Origin of the sequence: Burkholderia seminalis, from assembly GCF_001718535.1 — a bacterium.
Classification (GTDB): Bacteria; Pseudomonadota; Gammaproteobacteria; order Burkholderiales; family Burkholderiaceae; genus Burkholderia; species Burkholderia seminalis.
In genome coordinates, this window is the sequence record NZ_CP013398.1 from 464,650 (window position 1) to 484,521 (window position 19,872).

General features: G+C 66.3%; 19 protein-coding genes. 10 read left to right on the forward strand and 9 right to left on the reverse strand.

Features of this window, described 5'->3' with window-relative positions:
• Positions 1–257: 257 nt before the first annotated feature.
• Positions 258–1,103, reverse strand: a complete 846-nt coding sequence (locus WJ12_RS02080; RefSeq protein ID WP_069245533.1) for a M15 family metallopeptidase — start codon at positions 1,101–1,103, stop codon at positions 258–260.
• A 121-nt stretch (positions 1,104–1,224) separates the two neighbouring features.
• Here WJ12_RS02080 and WJ12_RS02085 point away from each other — a divergent pair, with 121 nt between their 5' ends.
• Both WJ12_RS02085 and WJ12_RS02090 read left to right on the forward strand, forming a co-directional pair.
• Positions 1,225–2,184 (forward strand): hypothetical protein, encoded by a 960-nt coding sequence (locus tag WJ12_RS02085; RefSeq protein ID WP_059557524.1) that lies wholly within the window; start codon positions 1,225–1,227, stop codon positions 2,182–2,184.
• A 207-nt stretch (positions 2,185–2,391) separates the two neighbouring features.
• Entirely contained in the window at positions 2,392–3,420 is a 1,029-nt protein-coding gene (locus WJ12_RS02090) for a transporter (protein ID WP_059557543.1), read from the forward strand.
• Positions 3,421–3,562: 142 nt separating this feature from the next.
• Here WJ12_RS02090 and WJ12_RS02095 read toward each other — a convergent pair whose 3' ends face one another.
• Positions 3,563–5,731 (reverse strand): M1 family metallopeptidase, encoded by a 2,169-nt coding sequence (locus tag WJ12_RS02095; protein ID WP_034187511.1) that lies wholly within the window; start codon positions 5,729–5,731, stop codon positions 3,563–3,565.
• 641 nt (positions 5,732–6,372) lie between these two features.
• Here WJ12_RS02095 and WJ12_RS02100 point away from each other — a divergent pair.
• The 4 genes from WJ12_RS02100 to WJ12_RS02115 all read left to right on the forward strand — a co-directional run bounded on the left by WJ12_RS02100 (position 6,373) and on the right by WJ12_RS02115 (position 9,608).
• Positions 6,373–6,870 carry an LEA/WHy family protein gene (locus WJ12_RS02100; RefSeq protein ID WP_059557523.1) on the forward strand — a complete coding sequence of 166 codons (498 nt, stop codon included), beginning with the start codon at positions 6,373–6,375 and terminating at the stop codon, positions 6,868–6,870.
• A gap of 155 nt (positions 6,871–7,025) precedes the next feature.
• Positions 7,026–7,358, forward strand: a complete 333-nt coding sequence (locus WJ12_RS02105; protein WP_034187509.1) for a YegP family protein — start codon at positions 7,026–7,028, stop codon at positions 7,356–7,358.
• A 136-nt stretch (positions 7,359–7,494) separates the two neighbouring features.
• The gene (locus WJ12_RS02110; RefSeq protein ID WP_034187508.1) at positions 7,495–8,628 is read left to right on the forward strand and encodes a methyltransferase; all 1,134 of its coding nucleotides are present in this window, start codon (positions 7,495–7,497) and stop codon (positions 8,626–8,628) included.
• 89 nt (positions 8,629–8,717) lie between these two features.
• Positions 8,718–9,608 carry a class I SAM-dependent methyltransferase gene (locus WJ12_RS02115; protein WP_034187534.1) on the forward strand — a complete coding sequence of 297 codons (891 nt, stop codon included), beginning with the start codon at positions 8,718–8,720 and terminating at the stop codon, positions 9,606–9,608.
• 20 nt (positions 9,609–9,628) lie between these two features.
• Here the strand turns inward: WJ12_RS02115 and WJ12_RS02120 are convergent, their stop codons facing one another.
• Positions 9,629–10,201, reverse strand: coding sequence for a DUF1415 domain-containing protein (locus tag WJ12_RS02120; protein ID WP_034187507.1), 573 nt, complete (start codon positions 10,199–10,201; stop codon positions 9,629–9,631).
• A 76-nt stretch (positions 10,202–10,277) separates the two neighbouring features.
• The gene (locus tag WJ12_RS02125) at positions 10,278–10,898 is read right to left on the reverse strand and encodes a TetR/AcrR family transcriptional regulator (protein ID WP_034187506.1); all 621 of its coding nucleotides are present in this window, start codon (positions 10,896–10,898) and stop codon (positions 10,278–10,280) included.
• A gap of 218 nt (positions 10,899–11,116) precedes the next feature.
• Between WJ12_RS02125 and WJ12_RS02130 the strand changes: the two genes are divergently transcribed.
• From WJ12_RS02130 to WJ12_RS02140, 3 genes are all read left to right on the forward strand, one after another.
• The gene (locus WJ12_RS02130; protein ID WP_059557542.1) at positions 11,117–12,400 is read left to right on the forward strand and encodes an MFS transporter; all 1,284 of its coding nucleotides are present in this window, start codon (positions 11,117–11,119) and stop codon (positions 12,398–12,400) included.
• Positions 12,401–12,557: 157 nt separating this feature from the next.
• Positions 12,558–13,163, forward strand: coding sequence for a nitroreductase family protein (locus WJ12_RS02135; protein WP_034187505.1), 606 nt, complete (start codon positions 12,558–12,560; stop codon positions 13,161–13,163).
• Between the two features lie 187 nt (positions 13,164–13,350).
• Positions 13,351–14,601, forward strand: a complete 1,251-nt coding sequence (locus tag WJ12_RS02140; protein ID WP_034187504.1) for an Hsp70 family protein — start codon at positions 13,351–13,353, stop codon at positions 14,599–14,601.
• A gap of 102 nt (positions 14,602–14,703) precedes the next feature.
• Here the strand turns inward: WJ12_RS02140 and WJ12_RS02145 are convergent, their stop codons facing one another.
• Positions 14,704–14,907, reverse strand: coding sequence for a cold-shock protein (locus WJ12_RS02145; RefSeq protein WP_006477070.1), 204 nt, complete (start codon positions 14,905–14,907; stop codon positions 14,704–14,706).
• Positions 14,908–15,326: 419 nt separating this feature from the next.
• Between WJ12_RS02145 and WJ12_RS02150 the strand changes: the two genes are divergently transcribed.
• Positions 15,327–16,925 carry an APC family permease gene (locus WJ12_RS02150; protein ID WP_034187503.1) on the forward strand — a complete coding sequence of 533 codons (1,599 nt, stop codon included), beginning with the start codon at positions 15,327–15,329 and terminating at the stop codon, positions 16,923–16,925.
• 106 nt (positions 16,926–17,031) lie between these two features.
• Here the strand turns inward: WJ12_RS02150 and WJ12_RS02155 are convergent, their stop codons facing one another.
• The 4 genes from WJ12_RS02155 to prmC all read right to left on the reverse strand — a co-directional run bounded on the left by WJ12_RS02155 (position 17,032) and on the right by prmC (position 19,865).
• Positions 17,032–17,823, reverse strand: a complete 792-nt coding sequence (locus tag WJ12_RS02155; protein ID WP_059557520.1) for a DODA-type extradiol aromatic ring-opening family dioxygenase — start codon at positions 17,821–17,823, stop codon at positions 17,032–17,034.
• 199 nt (positions 17,824–18,022) lie between these two features.
• Positions 18,023–18,619, reverse strand: a complete 597-nt coding sequence (locus WJ12_RS02160) for a UbiX family flavin prenyltransferase (protein WP_034187501.1) — start codon at positions 18,617–18,619, stop codon at positions 18,023–18,025.
• 24 nt (positions 18,620–18,643) lie between these two features.
• Positions 18,644–18,955, reverse strand: a complete 312-nt coding sequence (gene grxD, locus WJ12_RS02165; RefSeq protein ID WP_006477066.1) for a Grx4 family monothiol glutaredoxin — start codon at positions 18,953–18,955, stop codon at positions 18,644–18,646.
• A gap of 67 nt (positions 18,956–19,022) precedes the next feature.
• Complete coding sequence (gene prmC / locus WJ12_RS02170; RefSeq protein ID WP_059557519.1) at positions 19,023–19,865, reverse strand: peptide chain release factor N(5)-glutamine methyltransferase; 843 nt, start codon at positions 19,863–19,865, stop codon at positions 19,023–19,025.
• Positions 19,866–19,872 lie beyond the last annotated feature (7 nt).

Here is a 19,872-nt window from a genome sequence, read left to right on the forward strand (position 1 = left end):
CGCCGAGCGGCAAGGGTGGCGCCGCGATGTGTCGCCATGCTGTCAAACGGGATGAAGGGGGCTGGCATCAATGCGCCCGCGGCATCGGAGAAGGCGCGCGCATTAATGAAAGGACGCTGTGAGATTTAAAACGGAAGCGGCGGCCGGAAAAAATCGCGCACCGGAATGCCCGATTTTTTGCGTCGCCCGTATCGTTTCCTGCCGGGATATTTAAAAGCCCCATGCCGCCCTCATTATTTCCTGTCCGGCAGCCCTGGCTAGCTGCCGCGTCCCAGTTTAAAACCGGGTTTATGGTATTCCACGTGCCCGAGATCCATCATTTTCCATCGGCCGCCCCAGGTCAGGCCGACTTGCTCGGCGACCTGGCCGTACAACTCGTAGCCGCGCATCGCCCAGGGATCTTTCTCGGAAATGACCAGCTTGCCGTCGCGCAGGAATGCGTTGTCGGCCGCCAGCCCGAATTGGTGATAACTCTGGAAGGCCGCCGCGTTGGTCACGTTGCTGCCCATCTGTGCCAGCCGGTTCTGCCGTTCCGGGCTTCGGTACCCTTCCAGCAGCGCCATCTCATAACCGTGCTGTTCGTGCATGATCTTGTAGACCAGCAGCAGACGCGTACGGAAATCCGGGTCCAGCAGGTTCCAGTCGCGGCTCGCATCCTTGAGTGCCGGGCGTATCTGCTCGACTTCCTTGGTGGCGAAGACTTCCGGCGGCAGCGGCGGCGGCGGTACGAGCTGCTCGCCCTGCAGCAGCGCGGCGATCTTCTCGTCGGGCACGCGCGCCGTGTCGTCATACTGGAACAATTGCCGGCCGCGTAAAGCAATGGCGACCAATGGCGGCGTCGCAAGAATACCTGCCGATACCATAATCATCAAGCGCCGTCGAACCAGTAAATTTTGCACATCGTTTAATGCGCTGCGCGTAACGCTTGCCGATTTAACAATCTGACTCCGCGTGCGCGCGGCGCGATCGTTCGCACGGCGCGTAAGACGGCCGTGAAACTGGGCGACGGATTCGAAAACGGTCGCGCGGATACCCGGTAAAAGCAACAGTGCCGCAACCGCAACGGCAAGGGCGAAATAGGCGACGAGTGCGACGGCAATCAAGGAAATCCCCGGAAATTGGAATTGATTGTGTTTTGCAATGCTTGCTCTTAGAATCAGGCTGCTTCGAGAGGCCGGGCTATATTATCGCGGTGAATTAAACCAGGATTCAATGAGACGCTGAATGAGTGCGCCGGAAAATTCAAATTCGAAAACTCCGCCCAGCCTGCTGTCCGATACTAAACCGGCAGGCGAGGGAGGACCTCAGCAGTCGCGCATTCTCGCGAATCTGGAAGGACGTGTCACGCCGCCCGCCGAACCCCCGCGCCGTTCGCTGAAGGCGCCGATCGCCGCCGTCGTCGCACTGGTGGTTGCCGTCGGCGGCTGGGGTGCGTGGCGCATGCAGCAGCACTCGGGCGAACCGGTCGCCGCCGTGACGGCCGCCGCCGAGCCCGCGGCCGCCGCGCCGGCCAAGGCCGTACCGGCCAGCAACGCCGTCGCGCAAGTCGCGCAGAATGGCGCATCCGCCGCGTCCGCCGTGCAACCGGCCACGATCGTCAACGACGATTCGGCATCCCAGGCCGTTGCCTCCGCATCGTCCGCGTCCGCCGCCGACGGCAGCCGCCTGTCGCGCGCACTGGCCAATGGCGCCGACGACGCATCGGGCGCAGCCACGGCCGGCGCGGCTGCAGCCGCCACGGCCGCAGCAGCCGCGACGACGAAGACCGCGAAGGCCGACGCCACGAAGAGCACGAAGGTCGCGGCGCACGGCAAGGCCGACACCAAGGCCGAGGCCCGCAAGCATCGCAAGGAACAGGAGGCGGAGCTCGCGCAGGCGAAGAAGCGCCGCGACGCGGCCGCGACCCGTACCGCGAAGGCGGCCGGGAAGGACGATCCGGATGCCGACCTGCTCGCGGCGCTCGTCGCGCGCACGAAGCCGGCCGACAAGAAGCTCGCCGCGCAGAAGGGCCAGGCCGTGCCGACCAAGACGGCCGCGACGTCCGGCTCGCTCGCGTCGCGCGTGAAGGAATGTTCGGAGCGCGGCTTCTTCGAAGATCAGCTGTGCCGCTGGCGTGTGTGTGACGGCCACTGGGGCAAGGACCCCGCGTGCCCGAGCGCCGCACAGTCGGAGACGCGGCAGTAGCGCGCGTTGCGCCTGCCGCCGCGCTTGGTCCGCGCCGCCCGTTGGGCGGCGCGTTGCTTTTGGGGGCGAGCAAGCTGCCGGTATGATGCGGCCTGATGCTGTCACGAGCGCGTCACGCCCGTCGGGCATACGTCTCCATTCCTTTCCCGGCGCGGGCCCGCGACCCGCGATGTGCGGCGCGTCGCGCGCCGCACGACCTTCGACACGATGGACCTGATCGTACAGACTTACGGCGCCGATACGTCCGGCATGGTGTGCGGCTTCCGCTTCGTGCCCGGCGGCGCCGGCGCGACGCTCGACGCCGACGCGGCCGCCGCGTGGCTGCGCACGTGCCGCGAACACGGCACAGGCGCGTCGGGCGATTTCGTCTGGCTGCATTTCAATCTCGCGCATGGCGCGAGCGAGCGCTGGATGCGCACGCATCTCGGGCTGCCCGACAGTTTCTTCGAATTTCTCCACGAGGGGTCGCGTTCGACGCGCATCGAGCAGGAAGACGGCGCGCTGCGCGCGATCGTCAACGACGTGATGTTCAACCTCGAGCTGACGCCGTCGGAGATCGCGACGCTGTTCGTCCACGTCGAGCAGCGCATCATGGTGACGGCGCGGCTCAAGCCGCTGCGCTCGGTCGACACGCTGCGCGCGTGCGTGCGCGACGGCGAGCGGTTCAGGTCGCCCGCGGAACTGCTCGTGCACCTGCTGCGCGACCAGGCCGACCTGCTGATCCAGATCATGCGGCGCACGAGCGTCGACGTCGACCGCATCGAGGATCGCTTCCTGTCGCAGCGGCTCACGTCGAGCCGTATCGAGCTCGGCGCGATGCGCCGCACGCTGACGCGCCTGCAGCGCATGCTCGCGCCGGAACCCGGGTCGATCTTCCGGCTGCTCGCGAAGCCGCCCGCGTGGCTGCACCTGGAAGACGTGCAGGAGCTGCGCGAATCGACCGAAGAGTTCTCGCTCGTGCTCGCCGACCTGGCGGGGCTCAACGAGCGGATCAAGCTGCTGCAGGAAGAGATCGGCTCGCGTCTCGACGAGCAGAACAACCGGACGCTGTTCACGCTGACGCTCGTGACCGTGATCGCATTGCCGATCAACATCGTTGCCGGCTTCTTCGGGATGAACGTCGGCGGCGTGCCGTTCTCGGAAAACAAGCACGGCTTCTGGCTGATGGTGCTGCTCGTCGCGGGCTTCACCGCGCTCGCCGCCTGGTGGGCATTCCGGCGTCGCGACGACCGCTAGCGACGCATCGGCGCCGCGGCGCGGTCGCGCGTGCGTCGGGCGGACGAAAAAAGGGCCTCGCATGCGAGGCCCGTCAAAGGTCGGAGAAGCCGGTACGCCGTCCGGCGCCGCAGGCTGCGCGGCGCCGGACGGCTGCGCACCGTTACTGCGTCACTACCTTGCGCGGCTTGAAGATGCCCTGGTATTGCAGTGCCGGGCGTTCCTTCGTCGTCAGCTCCACGCCGCCGAAGGTCGGCGTCTGGCGCAGCTTCATCGCGGCCGGCGAAGCGACCGAGCCGATCGACGTCGAGCGCGAAGCCGGCGCGAGATTGTTCGCGACGAGCAGCGCGGCTTCGCTCTTCAGGTTCGCCAGCAGTACCGGATCGGTCGAGCCGTTGACCTGCGTGAGCAGCCCGCTCCAGGCCGCGTCGCTGTAGTTCACGACGTAGTAGTCGAGACCGCTCGGGTCGGCGACCACGCCCGTGCAGCCGTCGATCCGCGTCTGCGTCTGCGTGTCCTTCAGCGCGAGCGTCGTGCGTTTCGCGAGACCCTGGCCGTACGCGAGCGTGATCGGCACCGTCCACTGCAGGCCCGGATACGCGTTCTTGTTCGGGAACGGCTGCTGTTTCAGCGTGACGATGGTCTGGTTCTTCGTCAGGTCGCACTGCGTGTCGAGCGAGATCAGCGGCACGCCGGTCTGACGCACGTAGCTGTCGCCGATCGGGCCGACCGCCTGGCCGCTTTCCTTCGACAGCGCATCCCACAGGCGCTTCGGCGTACCGTTGCCGAACGAGTAGTCGACCAGGTACTGCTGCAGACCCTTGCGCAGCGTCTGCTCGCCGAGATAGTTCTCGAGCGTCTTCAGCACGTGACCGCCCTTGTCGTACGTGAACGCGCTGGCGCTCAGCACGAAGTCGTTCGACGCCCAGCCGTTGAAGTTCGGCGCGACCGGGAACGCGTTCGGGCCGATGTCACGATTGATCACGCGGTACTTGTTCTTCACCTGGTCGAGCCAGCTGAACTCGTCGGGGAAGAACTGGATCGTGGTCTTCGTCTCGAAGAACGTCGCGAACGATTCGTTGAGCCACACGTTGTCCCACCAGTCGGTCGTGACGAGATCGCCGAACCACTGGTGCGCGACTTCGTGCGTCAGCACCTCGTTGCCGTAGTGCGACATCGGCTGGCCCGGCTGCGGCAGGATGTCGTCGGCGAACTCGAGGATCGACCCCCAGTTCTCCATCCCGCCGAAGTTCAGGTCCTTCTGGTCCTTGAACGCGTCGTTCGCGGCCACCGTGTCGAACTTCGTGAGCGGCAGCGCGATGCCCGTGTAGCGGTAGTAGAAGTCGAGCGCCTGCTTGGTGCGGTCCATCGCCGGCTTCGCCCACTCGCTCATGCCCGGCGGCGTGAACACGCGCAGGTGCAGGCCGCCCTTGCCGCCCGGCAGCGGGCTCGTGAAATCGTCCTCGTAGGTGTCGAACATGCCGCCGCCGAAGAACAGCAGGTACGACGGCATCGGCGGGGTCTTCTCGAACTGCACGAGCTTGTAGCCGCCGCCGACGTTGGTCGACGGCTTTTCGGCCGCGTTCGACACGACGCGCCAGCTCGACGGCACTTCGGCCGTCACTTCATAGGTCGGGCGGAAGGCCGGCTCGTCCCAGCCCGGGAACCACTGGCGCGCCAGGTTGGTTTCGCCCTGCGTCAGGATCGCGCCGCTCGTCTTGCCGTCGGTGCCTTTCAGGTCGACCCGGAACACGCCTTCCGCGGCCGAGCAGCCCGGATACGGATCGTCGCCGCAGCTGCCGCCCGTCTTCGTGCCCGGATCGTCGTACGACTTGAAGTTGATGATGCCCGACCACTCCATGTGCAGCGAATAGGTGCCCGGCGAGATCGTGCCGCTCACGGGCCGCAACTGATAGAAGTCACCCTTGTCCTGCGGCGTCGCAATCAGCTGGATATTGCCCGGCTGCAGCGTGATGCGGCCGTTCGTGAACTTGATCCGGTGGCCGGCGATCACGATGTTGTTGACCGGCTTCAGCACCTTGATTTCGACGTCGGCGCGGCCGTCGAACGCGTTCAGCGCGTCGTTCGGGCGGAACCACAGCCGGTAGTTCACGGGCACCACGGTGTCCGGCAATTCGACAGGCGATACGCTCTTGTCGACGTTCGATGCGCTCGGCGGCGCGGTGACGGCGGGCGACGAGCCTGAATGCGGCGCGCCGGCGGAGCTGAGCGCGGAAGCGGAGCCCGCACCGCCGTCGTCGCCGCCGCACCCGGCGAGTGCCAGTGCGGCGACGAGCGGCAGATAACGCATCTTGCGAATATGGATCGACATGACTGAAACCTCGATTGTTGAAGGAATCGTTCAGTGCTGCGAAAACGCCGGCAAAAGCCATCCCCTCGCCGTTAATCAGCGGCGAAAAAAATGGCAATGACGGATTATTCGAAAAGACGGTAGCCGACTACGTGAAGGTAATCATGGTTTACTGCCCCCTCTGGATTTCCGGATATTGGTTAACTTGCCAGTTCAAAATGGCCGGACGCGTGTTGTACTGAATTGATTTCGCGCGCACGACACGGGGCCGCGCGCCCGGCGGGGCGCGCAATCCCTTTGAACCGACGACCTACGGGGCTGGCCGGGCCAGGCCGCAGGACGGAAGGAAGGCGGGTTGCCATTCCGTAAATGCGCCGTCATGCGGCTTCAAGGTTTGTCGGCTTGCTCCAAGGATGCGTAAATATACTTGATGGTTTTGGGTAAAGGAAACGAAAAATTTAGAAAGAGCATCTATTGAATTCTCCGCGCTTCATTGAATGCTGGAAGTCATTAATTCGCTTTCCGTTTAGCTGATGATTTCGTAGTTTTAATCTATTAACGATCTTGGGCTGCCGAGAAAACTACGAAATCCGGCGTGGAGCGGCACGCTCGGTACAATGCATCGACGACCCGCTCACCGATCGCCGCGAGGAGGCCCTTCCATGCCACGTACCCTGTTCCGTTTCGCGCCGCTGCGCGCCGTGCCGATGCTGTTCGCCGCCGTGCTGCTGCTGCTCGGCGGTTGCGCGGGGCTGACGCGCGACCCCATGCGCGTGTCGGTCGCGGGGCTCGACCCGCTCGTCGGGCAGGGGCTCGAGATGCGCTTCAACCTGAAGCTGCGCGTGCAGAACCCGAACGATGCGCCGATCGAGTACGACGGCATCTCGGTGTCGCTCGACCTGAACGGCACGCCGTTCGCGAGCGGCGTCAGCGATCGCGCGGGCACCGTGCCGCGTTTCGGCGAAGCGGTGCTCGACGTGCCGGTGTCCGTGTCCGCCTTCGCCGCCGCGCGGCAGGCGTGGAACCTGCCCGGCGCGGCCGCGAACGGCGAACTGCCGTATGCGCTGCGCGGCCGGCTCGCCGGCGGCGTGATCGGCACCGTGCGCTTCAACGACGCGGGCACGCTGCGCATGCCGGTCATGCCGGGGTGGGGCGGGTAGGCCATGCGGTTTCCGGTAACGTCGCTCAAATGTCAACGAAAATTGACGATTTGACGGTCTTCAATGCTTATCGTCGCGTGAGGTCGATTTTTGCGGGCGTTGCCCCTACACTTGCCGATGTCCGAGGGCCGGACATTCATTTCAGGAGCAAACTCATGGCGGCAAAATTCGAGATCAAGAAAGCCACGAACGGTCAGTACTACTTCCACCTGAAGTCGGCGAACGGCGAGATCATTCTCGCGAGCGAGCGGTACGAAGAGAAAGGCAGCGCGAAAAACGGGATCGCATCCGTGCGGGAAAATGCGCCGCTGGACGAGCGCTATGAGCGCAAGCTCGCCCACAACGGCGAGCCGATGTTCAACCTGAAGGCGGCCAACCATCAGGTCATCGGCACGAGCGAAACGTACAAGAGCGTGCAGGGCCGCGAGAACGGCATCGCGGCCGTCAAGCGCGATGCGCCCGGCGCGGAAGCCATCGATCTCGCCTGACGGTCGATCGCGCCGCGACGCATGCTTTCGGGCGGGTGTCGCGGCGCCCGTTTTGCCGGTCCGGGCAAAGCGCGGTATGGTGTGGTCCGCGCGGTGAATTCCCGCCGCCATCGATGCCAACCGTAACCGAGTTCGCGTGACCGATTTCCCCGTTTTCCACTGGACCGACGCCGACGGCGCCGATCATGCCGTGCGCTGGCGCTCCGAAGCCGGCGTGCCGCCGCCCAAGCGTGCGGTGCCCGCCGACGATCGTCTTGCCGCCGACGCGGCTTACCGCCTTGCTTGCGAGGGCACCGCGCTCGTCTGGCAGGGTGATTTCCAGAACGCGCGCCAGCTCGTGCAGGCGATGGCGCGCCGTGTCGAGCGCAAGCCGAAGAAGGCGAAAGCCGCGGCCGGCGTCGACGCATTCAACCTGCATCGTCTCGCGCAGTCGCAGCGTGCGCGCACGCTCGGGATGCTGCTGATCCCGCTCGACGCCGACTACACGATCCCGCTGCGCCGTGCGCCCGACGTGCGTGCCGCCTGCGAGGAGGCGTATGGCCCCGGCGGCGCGCCGTCGGTCGTGTCGCTGCGCGAACTGCTCGGTCTCGTCGGCGCGCATGAGTGGCGCAAGAAGGGCGTACCGATTCCGGCGCTCGGCGGCGCGCCGATCCACCCGCACTATGGCGTGTTCTCGCCGGTGCGCGGCGAATACGTCGACCTCGTCGCGCGCGCGCCGCTGCCGGCGACATCGCTCGCGTTCGACATCGGCACCGGCACCGGCGTGCTGGCGGCCGTGCTTGCGTCGCGCGGCGTCGAGCGCGTCGTCGCGACCGACCAGGATCCGCGTGCGCTGGCGTGCGCACGCGAGAACGTCGCGCGGCTCGGCCATGCGAGCCAGGTCGACGTCGTGGAAGCCGACCTGTTTCCGCCCGGCCGCGCGCCGCTCGTCGTCTGCAACCCGCCGTGGGTGCCGGCCCGGCCGAGCGCGCCGATCGAATACGCGGTCTACGACCCCGACAGCCGCATGTTGCGCGGCTTCCTCGCGGGGCTCGCCGCGCATCTCGAGCCGGGCGGCGAGGGCTGGCTGATCCTGTCCGATTTCGCCGAGCATCTCGGCCTGCGGCCGCGCGAAACGCTGCTGCAATGGATCGACGAAGCCGGCCTCGTCGTGCTCGGCCGCGACGACATCCGCCCCGCCCACCCAAAGTCGACGGACGCCGACGATCCGCTGCACGCGGCACGCCGCGCCGAAGTCACGTCGCTGTGGCGGCTCGGCGCACGAGCCTGACCGCGCATTTTCGGTAAACTGTCGCCATTCCTCACGAATTCCCGCCGCCGGGCCGTGGTCGACCGACCGTGGCCCGGCGCCGCATCACGATGTCGAACAAGACCCACGAAATCCGTCCGGAGCAGTCCGTCGAGCTGCTGAAGGAACTGCACATCCTCACCCGCGACGGGAAGCTGAACCAGGACAGCCGCCGCAAGCTGAAGCAGGTCTACCACCTGTTCCAGTTCATCGAGCCGCTGCTCGCCGGCGTGCAGGCCGACCAAGGCAACGTGACGCTCGTCGATCACGGTGCCGGCAAGTCGTATCTCGGCTTCATCCTGTACGACCTGTTCTTCAAGCAGCAGCCGGGGCACGGTACGCCGGCGTTCGCGTCGCACGTGTACGGGATCGAGACGCGCGAGGAGCTCGTCACGCGCTCGACCGAGCTGGCCGCGCGGCTCGGGTTCGGCGGCATGTCGTTCCTGAACCTGTCGGTCGCCGACTCGATCACGTCGCCGCGGCTGCCCGAAACCGTCGACGTCGTCACCGCGCTGCATGCATGCGACACGGCGACCGACGACGCGATCCGCTTCGCGCTCGCGAAGCGCGCGCAGCACATCGTGCTGGTGCCGTGCTGCCAGGCGGAAGTCGCGGGCGTGCTGCGCAAGAACAAGGGCAAGTCGCTCGCGAACGCGCTGACCGAGGTGTGGCGGCATCCGCTGCATACGCGCGAATTCGGCAGCCAGATCACCAACGTGCTGCGCTGCCTGCAGCTCGAGGCGCACGGCTACCAGGTCAGCGTGACCGAACTGGTCGGCTGGGAGCATTCGATGAAGAACGAGCTGATCATCGCGCAGTACAAGAACCTGCCGCGCCGGCGGCCCGGCGAGCGGTTGAACGAGATCCTCGGGATGTTCGGCCTTGCCGAACTGAACGAGCGCTTCTTCGTGGCGCAAGCCGCGCGAGCAGGCGGCGAGGCCGCCGAGCCGGCCGAAGGCTGACGCACGGCCCGCGCGGCGCGTCAGACGTCGTCGCCCGGCCTGCGCATCCATTCGCGCCAGCCGTCATGGCCGAGGCGGCGCAGCGTTTCCTGATTCTTTTCGTAGATCGCGGACGCGTCGGGAAACGCGTCGACCGCGCGTGCGATGCTGTCCTCGCGCAGCAGATGCAGGATCGGGTACGGCGCGCGGTTCGTGTAGTTCTCGATGTCGTCGGGCGCGGTGCCTTCGAATCGGTATTGCGGGTGGAAGCTCGCGATCTGCAGCACGCCGTCGAGCCGCAACTGCTGCACCAGCCGTTCGGCAAAGAACAGTGCGTCGTTGTAATCGACGAAATCGGCAAACGCATGCGGGAAGATCAGCAGCGTCGTATCGACCTGCCGCGGGTCCGCCGCATCGAGCGCGCGCAGCTCGGTCTCGAGTTCGGCGAGCGCATCTTCCAGCGTCGTCGCGTCGCTGATCGCGTAGCGCACCTGTTCCTTCACGTAGACGCTTTTCGCGAACGGGCACAGATTGAGCCCGATCACCGCGCGCGCGAGCCAGTGCCGGGTGGCGGCGAGGATGTCGTCGTGCGATTCGGGGCGGGTGTCGGTCATCGTGAAACCAGTCGGGCGGAAGAACGGCGAGGGCCGCATTGTAGCGGGCGCGCCGCGCGCCGGCGCATGCGCCGCGTCAAGCGCAGGCGGCTTCGATCAACTGCGTGACGAGCGCGGGCGCGGTGCCGATCGGCGTTTCGCCGTGCCGGTACGTCTGGCTCGCCGCATAGATGCCTTCGACCACCAGCGCAAGCGCGTCGGCCAGCGCCTTCGGCTGCCGCGCGCCGGCGCCTTCGCATAGCGAGACGAGCCGTTTCATCAACTGTTCCTTGTTTTGCGCGACGCGCTCGCGCGCCGGGTGCGACGCATCCGGGAATTCGGCGGCCACGTTGACGAACGGGCAGCCGCGATAGTCCTTCTGCGTCGCGCGCTCGGCAAGATCGACGAAATACTGGATCAACTGCGCCTTCGGCTGCCCCGGGTGCTTCGCGGCGCTCGTGTCGAGCCGCTCGAAGAAGCATGCGTCCATCCGTTCGAGATACGCGAGGATCAGCTCGTCCTTCGACGAGAACTGGCGGTACAGGCTCATCTTGTTGACGCCCGCGCGCTCCACGACCGCCTCGACGCCCACCGTTCGCACGCCTTCCCTGTAAAACAGCTCCTCGGCGGCACGCAGCAGGTGCTCCTGTGCGGTGGCGCCGTCGATCGGCCGGCGCGTACGCCGCGCCGGCGGTTTGTCGATCTCGATGCCCGACATGATGACCCTCGACTACGTGATGAATTGCTTGACATGTTACCGACTGGTAACTACGATCGCAACACACTTGTGACCGGTCGGTAACAATCGCGCCGGATCGACAGACGAATGCCAAGCGTCGGCCCGGGTCAGCCGACGTTGCAATGCGCGGCGGAGGTGGCCTGATCGGGGCGGAGCAGGTGCGATGGCGCCGGAGCCGCCAACTGGAGAACGCGAAGATGAACTGGGCAGTGACACGAATCAGCGGGCGCTTCCACTACGGATGGCTCGCGGCGGCGGTGGTATTCCTGATCCTGCTGGCGGCAGCCGGCACGCGTGCGACGCCGAGCGTGCTGATGGTGCCGCTCGAGCGCGAGCTCGGCTGGAGCCGGGCGGCGATTTCGCTGGCGATCTCGGTGAACATCGCGCTGTACGGCCTGACGGGCCCGTTCGCGGCCGCCGCGATGCAGCGCTTCGGGCTGCGCCCGACGATCCTCACCGCGCTGGTGACGATGAGCGCGGGCGTCGCGCTGTCGTCGATGATGACGCAGAGCTGGCAGATGGTGGTGATCTGGGGGCTGATGGTCGGCTGCTCGACGGGCGTCGTCGCGCTGACGCTGTCCGCGACCTTCGTCACGCGCTGGTTCCATGCACGGCGCGGCCTCGTGATGGGGATCCTGACCGCGAGCACGGCCACCGGCCAGCTCGTGTTCCTGCCGATGCTCGCGGCGATCGCGCAGCGCCACGGCTGGCGGCCGGTCGTGCTGGTCGTCGCGGTGGCGGCGGCGATCGTGATTCCGCTGGTGGCGTTCCTGTTGCCCGAGCGGCCGGCCGACGTGAAGCTGCGCCCGTACGGCGAGCCGGCCGACGCGCCGCCCGCGCCCGACGCGACGAAGGAGAACCCGCTCGCGGTCGCGTTCGGCACGTTGCTGATGGCGAGCCGTTCGCGCGACTTCTGGCTGCTGTTCTTCAGCTTCTTCATCTGCGGCGCGAGCACCAACGGCTACGTCGGCACGCACCTGATCGCGATGTGCAGCGACTACGGGATGACCGAAGTGCAGGGCGCATCGCTGCTTGCGGCGATGGGGGTGTTCGACCTGTTCGGCACGACGCTGTCGGGCTGGCTGTCCGACCGTTACGACAACCGCGTGCTGTTGTTCTGGTACTACGGGCTGCGCGGGCTGTCGCTGATCTATCTGCCGCATGCGTTCGGGATCGATTTCTTCGGGCTGCCGCTGTTCGCGATGTTCTACGGGCTCGACTGGATCGCGACCGTGCCGCCGACCGTGCGGCTCGCGACCGATGTGTTCGGCAAGGCCGCGGCGCCGGTCGTGTTCGGCTGGATCGTCGCCGGCCACCAGCTCGGCGCGGCATTCGCGGCGCTCGGGGCCGGGCTGCTGCGCGCGAGCCTCGGTACCTACACGGTCGCTTCGATGATCTCGGGCGGGCTGTGCATCGCCGGCGCGCTGATCGTGCTGCGGATCAACCGCGGCCCGTCGCGCGCGGCCGCGCAGGCAGCCTGATCGCGGTGAACGCGGCCGGCCGCGCAGCCTGCGGCCGGCCAATGCACGCACGGAGATTTGCATAGCGCGGCGGGAGCGGGCGCACCGCCGCTCAAGCGGGTATGCTTGCGGTTCGCCGGGCGTTCGCGCCCCTTCATCGATGTCAGCGAGGAACCGCATGTCCGTCAAACCTGCTCCCACCACTGTTTCGATTCACGATCTGATCGCAGGCCGCTGGAGCCCGCGTGCCTATTCGGACGAGCCCGTCAGCGCCGGCGATCTGCACGCCGTGCTCGAAGCGGCGCGCTGGGCGCCGTCCGCGTACAACGCCCAGCCGTGGCGTTTCATCGTATTCGATCGCGCGCATGACGAAGACGCATTCAAGCGCGCGTTCGCGACGCTGGTGCCGTTCAACCAGGGCTGGAATGCGCCGGCGCCCGTGCTGATCGCGGTGACCGCGCACACGTTGACGCCGAAGGGCGAGCCGGCACCGACCGCGTCGTACGACGCGGGCGCCGCCGCGATGTCGCTGGTGCTGCAGGCGCATGCGCTCGGCCTCGCGGCCCACCAGATGAGCGGTTTCGATACGAAGGCGTTTCGCGACGCGTTCGCGATTCCGGCCGACGTCGCGATCCTGTCGATCATCTCGCTCGGCCACTACGGCAACGTCGACAAGCTCGATCCGGTGCTGCGCGATCGCGAAAAGGCGCCGCGTACGCGCCATGCGATCGGCGAAGTCGTCTATGCGGGCGCGTGGAAGAAGGGCTTCGACGCGGCAGCCTGACCCCGCAGGCGGCGGGCTGCGTCCTGCATCCCGCCCGTGTGTGTCCCTGGCGCGCCGCGGCGCGCGCCGTCGCCTGCCGCGCCCGCCGCGCGGCACCGGTGGCCCGCCCCGGTTGTGATCCAGCGGGCTTCATGTTAAAAAGCCCGTCCTTTCCGTTTTCGCGCCGGCCCTGCTGCGGCAATTTCCCATGACTTACTGCGCGATCGATTTCGGCACGTCCAATTCCGCCGTGGCGCTGCCCGACGGCGACGGCATGCGCCTCGCGCCCGTCGAGGGCGACCACCTGACGCTGCCCACGGCGATCTTCTTCAACAACGACGAGGAAACGGTCGAATACGGCCGTGCGGCGCTGGCTTCCTATATCGACGGTTTCGACGGCCGGCTGATGCGCTCGATGAAGAGCATCCTCGGCTCGCCGCTCGCGGAGACGACGACCGATCTCGGCGACGGCAGCGCGATCGCGTACACCGAAATCATCGCGCGCTTCCTGACCCACCTGAAACGCAAGGCCGAAGCGCGCGCGGGCGCGCCGATCGGCCGCGCGGTGCTCGGCCGGCCCGTGTTCTTCGTCGACGACGATCCGCGCGCCGACCGTCTCGCGCAGGATCAGCTCGCGGCGGCCGCGCAATCGGTCGGTTTCGCGGACGTTCACTTCCAGTACGAACCGATTGCCGCCGCGTTCGACTACGAATCGCGCCAGCAGGCCGAGCGCCTCGTGCTCGTCGCGGACATCGGCGGCGGCACGTCCGACTTCTCGCTGGTGCGCGTCGGGCCCGAGCGGATGGCGCGGCTCGAGCGCAAGGACGACGTGCTGGCGCACCACGGCGTGCACGTCGCGGGTACCGACTACGACCGGCGTGTCGAACTGGCGGCGATCCTGCCCGCATTCGGCTACCGTTCGCTCGACCCGGAAGGGCGCGAACTGCCGAACAAGATCTACTTCGATCTCGCGACCTGGCACCTGATCAACACGGTCTACACGCCGAAGCGGCTCGGCGAGCTGAAGCTGATGAAGCACCTGTACCAGGACGTGCGGCAGTACGACCGGCTCACAAGCGTGGTCGAGCAGCGGCTCGGGCATGCGCTGATGGCGCGCGCGGAAGAGGCAAAGATCGGCGTCGCGGCGGGCGGGGAGACGATGATCGACCTGAACGACGTGGAAGAAGACCTGCTGATCGCGTTCGACGCCGATCGCCTCGTCGATGCGAGCCGTGACGACACCACACGCATCGTCGACGCCGCGCGCGAGACGGTGCGGCTTGCGGGCATCGCGCCGCGCGAGGTCGGCGCGCTGTACTTCACCGGCGGTTCGACCGGGCTCGCGTTCCTGTCGGGTGCGCTCGCGGGCGCGTTTCCGGAGGCGCAACCGGTATTCGGCGACCGCCTCGCGAGCGTCGCGACGGGCCTCGGCATTCACGCGCAGCGATTGTTCGGTTGAATGGCGGCAGGCGGAAGGGCGTAGCTGCCATCCCGCATCGGCGCCCAAAAACAAAAAGCCCCGCCGAAGCGGGGCTTTTTTACACGAATTATCGCGCCAAGCTTAGACCGGACGGATGTTCGCAGCTTGCAGACCCTTCGGGCCCGTCTTCACTTCGAATTCAACCTTCTGGTTTTCTTGCAGCGTCTTGAAGCCTTCGACGCGGATTTCCGAGAAGTGCGCGAACAGATCGTCGCCGCCGCCTTCCGGGGTGATGAAGCCGAAGCCCTTTGCGTCATTGAACCACTTGACGGTACCGGTTGCCATGTTACTTGTTCCTAAAAAGATAAAACGGGGCCGAAGCCCATGGGGTGCGGAAAATCAAGGAAGGGGTAATAGGACCACCGGAGTACCGTTGATGGGCGAACTACGAAAGAACCAATTCACTCGCCACCTGAAATCCTGCGAAGTCCTTTATACGGCTAATCGCGCTCATGGTCAACCGTATTCCCATGCTCTCAGGGTTATTGCGTATATCAGGTTTACAAAGCTTGCAGGCGATGCGAATTTTTTGTAGGGGCCGAACGATTTTGGCGGCACGTTCGAGGTGCAACCGTTAAACTACGCGCCGCGCGGACGGGTTGCCCCGATCGGATGACTCGTCCCCCCAAGAATGCGTGCGCGGTGCTGTCCGAGCCGATCCCGGACCGCGGGCCGACCATGCTTTTTGAGACACAGGAGAGGATGTGAAGAGTTCTATTCAACGGAACATCGGCCCGTTTGCATTGATGCTGACGGGGCTGGGTTCGATTATCGGCTCGGGCTGGCTGTTCGGTGCCTGGAAAGCCGCGAAGATCGCCGGTCCGGCGGCGATCTGCGCATGGATCATCGGTGCGGTCGTGATTCTTGCGATTGCACTGACGTACGCCGAACTGGGCGCGATGTTCCCCGAGTCGGGCGGCATGGTGCGCTACGCGCGCTACTCGCACGGTTCGCTGGTCGGTTTCATCAGCGCATGGGCCAACTGGATCGCGATCGTTTCCGTGATCCCGATCGAGGCCGAAGCGTCGATCCAGTACATGAGTACGTGGCCGTATCCATGGGCGCATGCGCTGTTCGTGAACGGCGAGTTGACGACACCCGGCCTGCTGCTGTCGGCCGTGCTGGTCGTCATCTACTTCATGCTGAACTACTGGGGCGTGAAGGCCTTTGCACGGGCGAACACCGCGATCACGATCTTCAAGTTCCTGATCCCGGGCGCCACGATCCTCGGCCTGATGCTGACGAGCTTCCATTCGGAGAACCTCGGCACCGCGTCGAATGCGAGCTTCGCACCGTATGGCTGGTCGGCCGTGCTGACCGCGGTCGCGACGAGCGGCATCGTGTTCGCGTTCAACGGTTTCCAGAGCCCGGTGAACCTGGCGGGCGAAGCGCGCAATCCGTCGCGCAGCGTGCCGTTCGCGGTGATCACGTCGATCCTGATCGCGCTCGTGATCTACGTGCTGCTGCAGATGGCGTACATCGGCTCGGTGAATCCGGCTGACGTCGCGCAGGGCTGGGCGCACTTCAATTTCTCGTCGCCGTTCGCGGAACTCGCGATCGCGCTGAACCTGAACTGGCTCGCGATCCTGCTGTACATCGACGCGTTCGTCAGCCCGAGCGGCACCGGCACGACCTACATGGCGACGACCACGCGGATGATCTACGCGATGGAACGCAACAACACGATGCCGAAGATGTTCGGCAACGTGCACCCGATCTACGGTGTGCCGCGCCAGGCGATGTGGTTCAACCTGCTCGTGTCGTTCGTGTTCCTGTTCTTCTTCCGCGGCTGGAGCTCGCTCGCGGCGGTGATCTCGGTTGCAACGGTGATCTCGTACCTGACCGGCCCGATCAGCCTGATGGCGCTGCGCCGCGCGGCGACCGACATCGAGCGCCCGCTGTCGATCCCGCTGATGAAGCTGATCGCACCGTTCGCGTTCGTGTGTGCGTCGCTGATCCTGTATTGGGCGAAGTGGCCGCTCACGGGCGAAATCATCCTGCTGATGATCGTCGCACTGCCGGTGTACTTCTACTTCCAGGCGAAATCGGGCTGGACCGGCTGGGGCGCCGACCTGAAGGCTGCCTGGTGGCTGGTCGCGTACCTGCCGACGATGGCCGTGCTGTCGCTGATCGGCAGCAAGGAATTCGGCGGTCACGGCTACCTGCCGTACGGCTGGGACATGCTGATCGTCGCGGCGATCTCGCTGGTGTTCTACTTCTGGGGTGTGAATACCGGTTACCGGACCCAGTATCTCGACGAGCGCGAGTCGCACGACGAGATCCTCGAAGGGGTCGGTGCCTGACGCATGACCTGTCGCCGGATTCGGCGGCGGCGGGAAGCAGCGGAAAAAGCCCGCCCGAGCGATGCTCGGGCGGGCTTTTTGTTTGCGTCGGCGATGGCGTCGCGGCTCAGGCGTTGGCGCTCGCGAACACGTAGTTCGTCATCGCGAGCACGCGCTGGTAGGTGCCGAGCGACTGGATGCCGAGCTGGTAGTCGTCGTCCGCCGCGCCGAGCGCCGTGAAGACCGGCAGCAGATGCTCGTCGGTCGGATGCATCAGCACCGCGTGCGGCGCCTGCCGGCGGTAGTCGAGCAGCGCATCGACATCGCGGGCGGCGAGCTTCGCCTCGAACCAGTCGGTGAATTCCGCGACGCGCGGGTCCGCATCCTCGGGCGCGGCACCGAAATCGGCCGCACGCAGGTTATGCGTGATCTGGCCCGAGCCGATCACCATCACGCCTTCGTCACGCAGCGGCCGCAGCGCACGGCCGAGCGCGAAGTGGTGCGTCGCATCCGCGCGCGGCTGGATCGACAGCTGCGCGACCGGCACGTCCGCCTCCGGGAACATCAGCAGCATCGGCACCCACGCGCCGTGGTCGAGGCCGTGCTCGGTCGTCGCGGTCGCGATGCCGGCCGCATTCAGCAGCGTGGCCGCGCGTTCGGCGACGTCGGGCGCGCCCGGCGCCGGATAGCGGATGTCGTACAGCGCCTGCGGGAAACCGTAGAAATCGTGAATCGTTTCCGGATGCGCGGCGACGCTCGCGACCGGCCGTTGCGTGCCCCAGTGCGCGGACAGCATCAGTACCGCGCGCGGGCGCGGCAATTCGGCGCCGAGATGCGTGAATGCGCCGGACGGCAGCGTCGGGTCGATCGGCAGCGTCGGGGCGCCGTGGGACAGGTACAGCGAAGGCAAGCGGTTCATGGTGGTGGCCTGCAAAAAGGGTTTGCCTGTGACTATAGGCGCGCACCGCATATTGATAAATCCGCGTGGCGGAATTTGATTGACGCTTGTTTGTTGATAATCGTCGCAACGTAATGCGTGACGGTGTGCGAAATCGTCAGTACGCGTGCAATCGAGTGAATTGCCGTGAAAATCGGCGAAGATGAGCGAAGAAGGGGGCTTACTGCGCGTGCCGGATGCCGGCCCAGGGTGTCGTCTGCGGCGCGCTGAGCGCGAACAGGTCGAGGACGCGCGTGACGGTCTGGTCGACGAGTTCCTCGATCGTCTTCGGCATCGCGTAGAACGCGGGCAGCGGCGGAAAGACGATGCCGCCCATCTCGGTGACGGCGGTCATGTTGCGCAGATGCGCGAGGTTGAACGGCGTTTCGCGCACCATCAGCACGAGACGGCGGCGTTCCTTCAGCGTGACGTCGGCCGCGCGTGTGATCAGGTTGTCGGACAGCCCGTGCGCGACGCTCGCGAGCGTCTTCATCGAACAGGGTGCGATCACCATCCCGTCGGTCGCGAACGAACCCGACGCGATCGTCGCACCGACGTCGCGCACCGAGTGCACGACGTCCGCTCGGCGTTCGACCTCGGCCTTCGGCAGCTTCAGTTCATGCTGGATGTTGAGCCAGCCGGCGTTCGAAATCAGCAGGTGCGTTTCGACGCCGCCCGCGGCGCGCAGCAGATCGAGCAGCCGGACGCCGTAGATCGCGCCGGTGGCGCCGGTGATCGCGACGATCAGCCGGCGTGGCGGCGCGCTGGGAGAGGCCATCGAAAGGGCAGCGGCTGCCGCGTGTCAGGCGGCGGCGAACAGTTGCTGCAGTTCGCCCGACTGGTACATCTCCATCATGATGTCCGAGCCGCCGATGAATTCGCCCTTCACGTAGAGCTGCGGAATGGTCGGCCAGTTCGAGAATGCCTTGATGCCCTGGCGGATTTCGTCGTCTTCCAGCACGTTGACCGTCTTGAACTGGTCGACGCCGCAGGCTTTCAGCACCTGCACGGCGCGGCCCGAGAAGCCGCACATCGGGAATTGCGCGTTGCCCTTCATGAAGAGCACGACCTGGTTTTCGTCGACGATTTGCTTGATACGTTGTTGGGTGTCCATGACTGACCTTGCGTTTGCGGGGCGTTAGATCGAAATGATAGCGGATTTCAACCGGGCGAGCCGGGCGTCAGCCCGGCCGCCGGCCGCCTGTCGTGCGTTCGATCGCGGCGAGATCGGCGAGCGATTCGACCGCGACGAAGCCGTGCGAGGCGAGAATGTCGCGGACGGCTTCGGCATGATCGTAGCCGTGCTCGATCCAGAGCGTGCCGCCTGGTTTCAAATGGGCGCCGGCGCCCGCGACGATCGTGCGGATCGCGCTGAGGCCGTCGGCGTCGTCGGTGAGTGCGCCGCGCGGCTCGAAACGCAGGTCGCCCTGCGCGAGATGCGGATCGTGCTGCGCGATGTACGGCGGGTTGCTGACGATCGTGTCGAACACGAGCGCCGGATCGAGCGCCGCGTACCAGTCGCTCTGCAGCCACTGCAGCGGGCCGCCGGGGCGGCCTGCGTCGAGCAGCTTGCCTGCGTTGCGCTGCGCGACGACCAGCGCGGCCGGCGAGCGATCAAGCGCCCACACGCGTGCATCGGGGCGCTCGGCGGCGATCGACACGGCAATCGCGCCACTGCCGGTGCCGAGATCGAGCACGGCCGGATGCGGCAGCCCGTCGATCGCATCGAGCGCGGCTTCGACGAGCAGTTCGGTTTCGGGGCGCGGGATCAGCACGTCGGGCGTCACGTCGAACGGGCGGCCGAAGAACTCGCGGATCCCGACCAGTTGCGCGACGGGTTCGCCGGCGACGCGGCGCGCTTCGAGCGCGCGGTAGCGTTCGACCGCGGCCGCATCGAGCGGCGCATCGCCGCGCGTGATCAGCTGTGTGCGGGTCCAGCCGAGCGCGTGCGCGAGCAGCACGCGTGCGTCGACCGCGTCGAGCGGTGACGCGCGCAGCAATTCGGCGGCGGTGGTGTCGGGCATCGCGGCC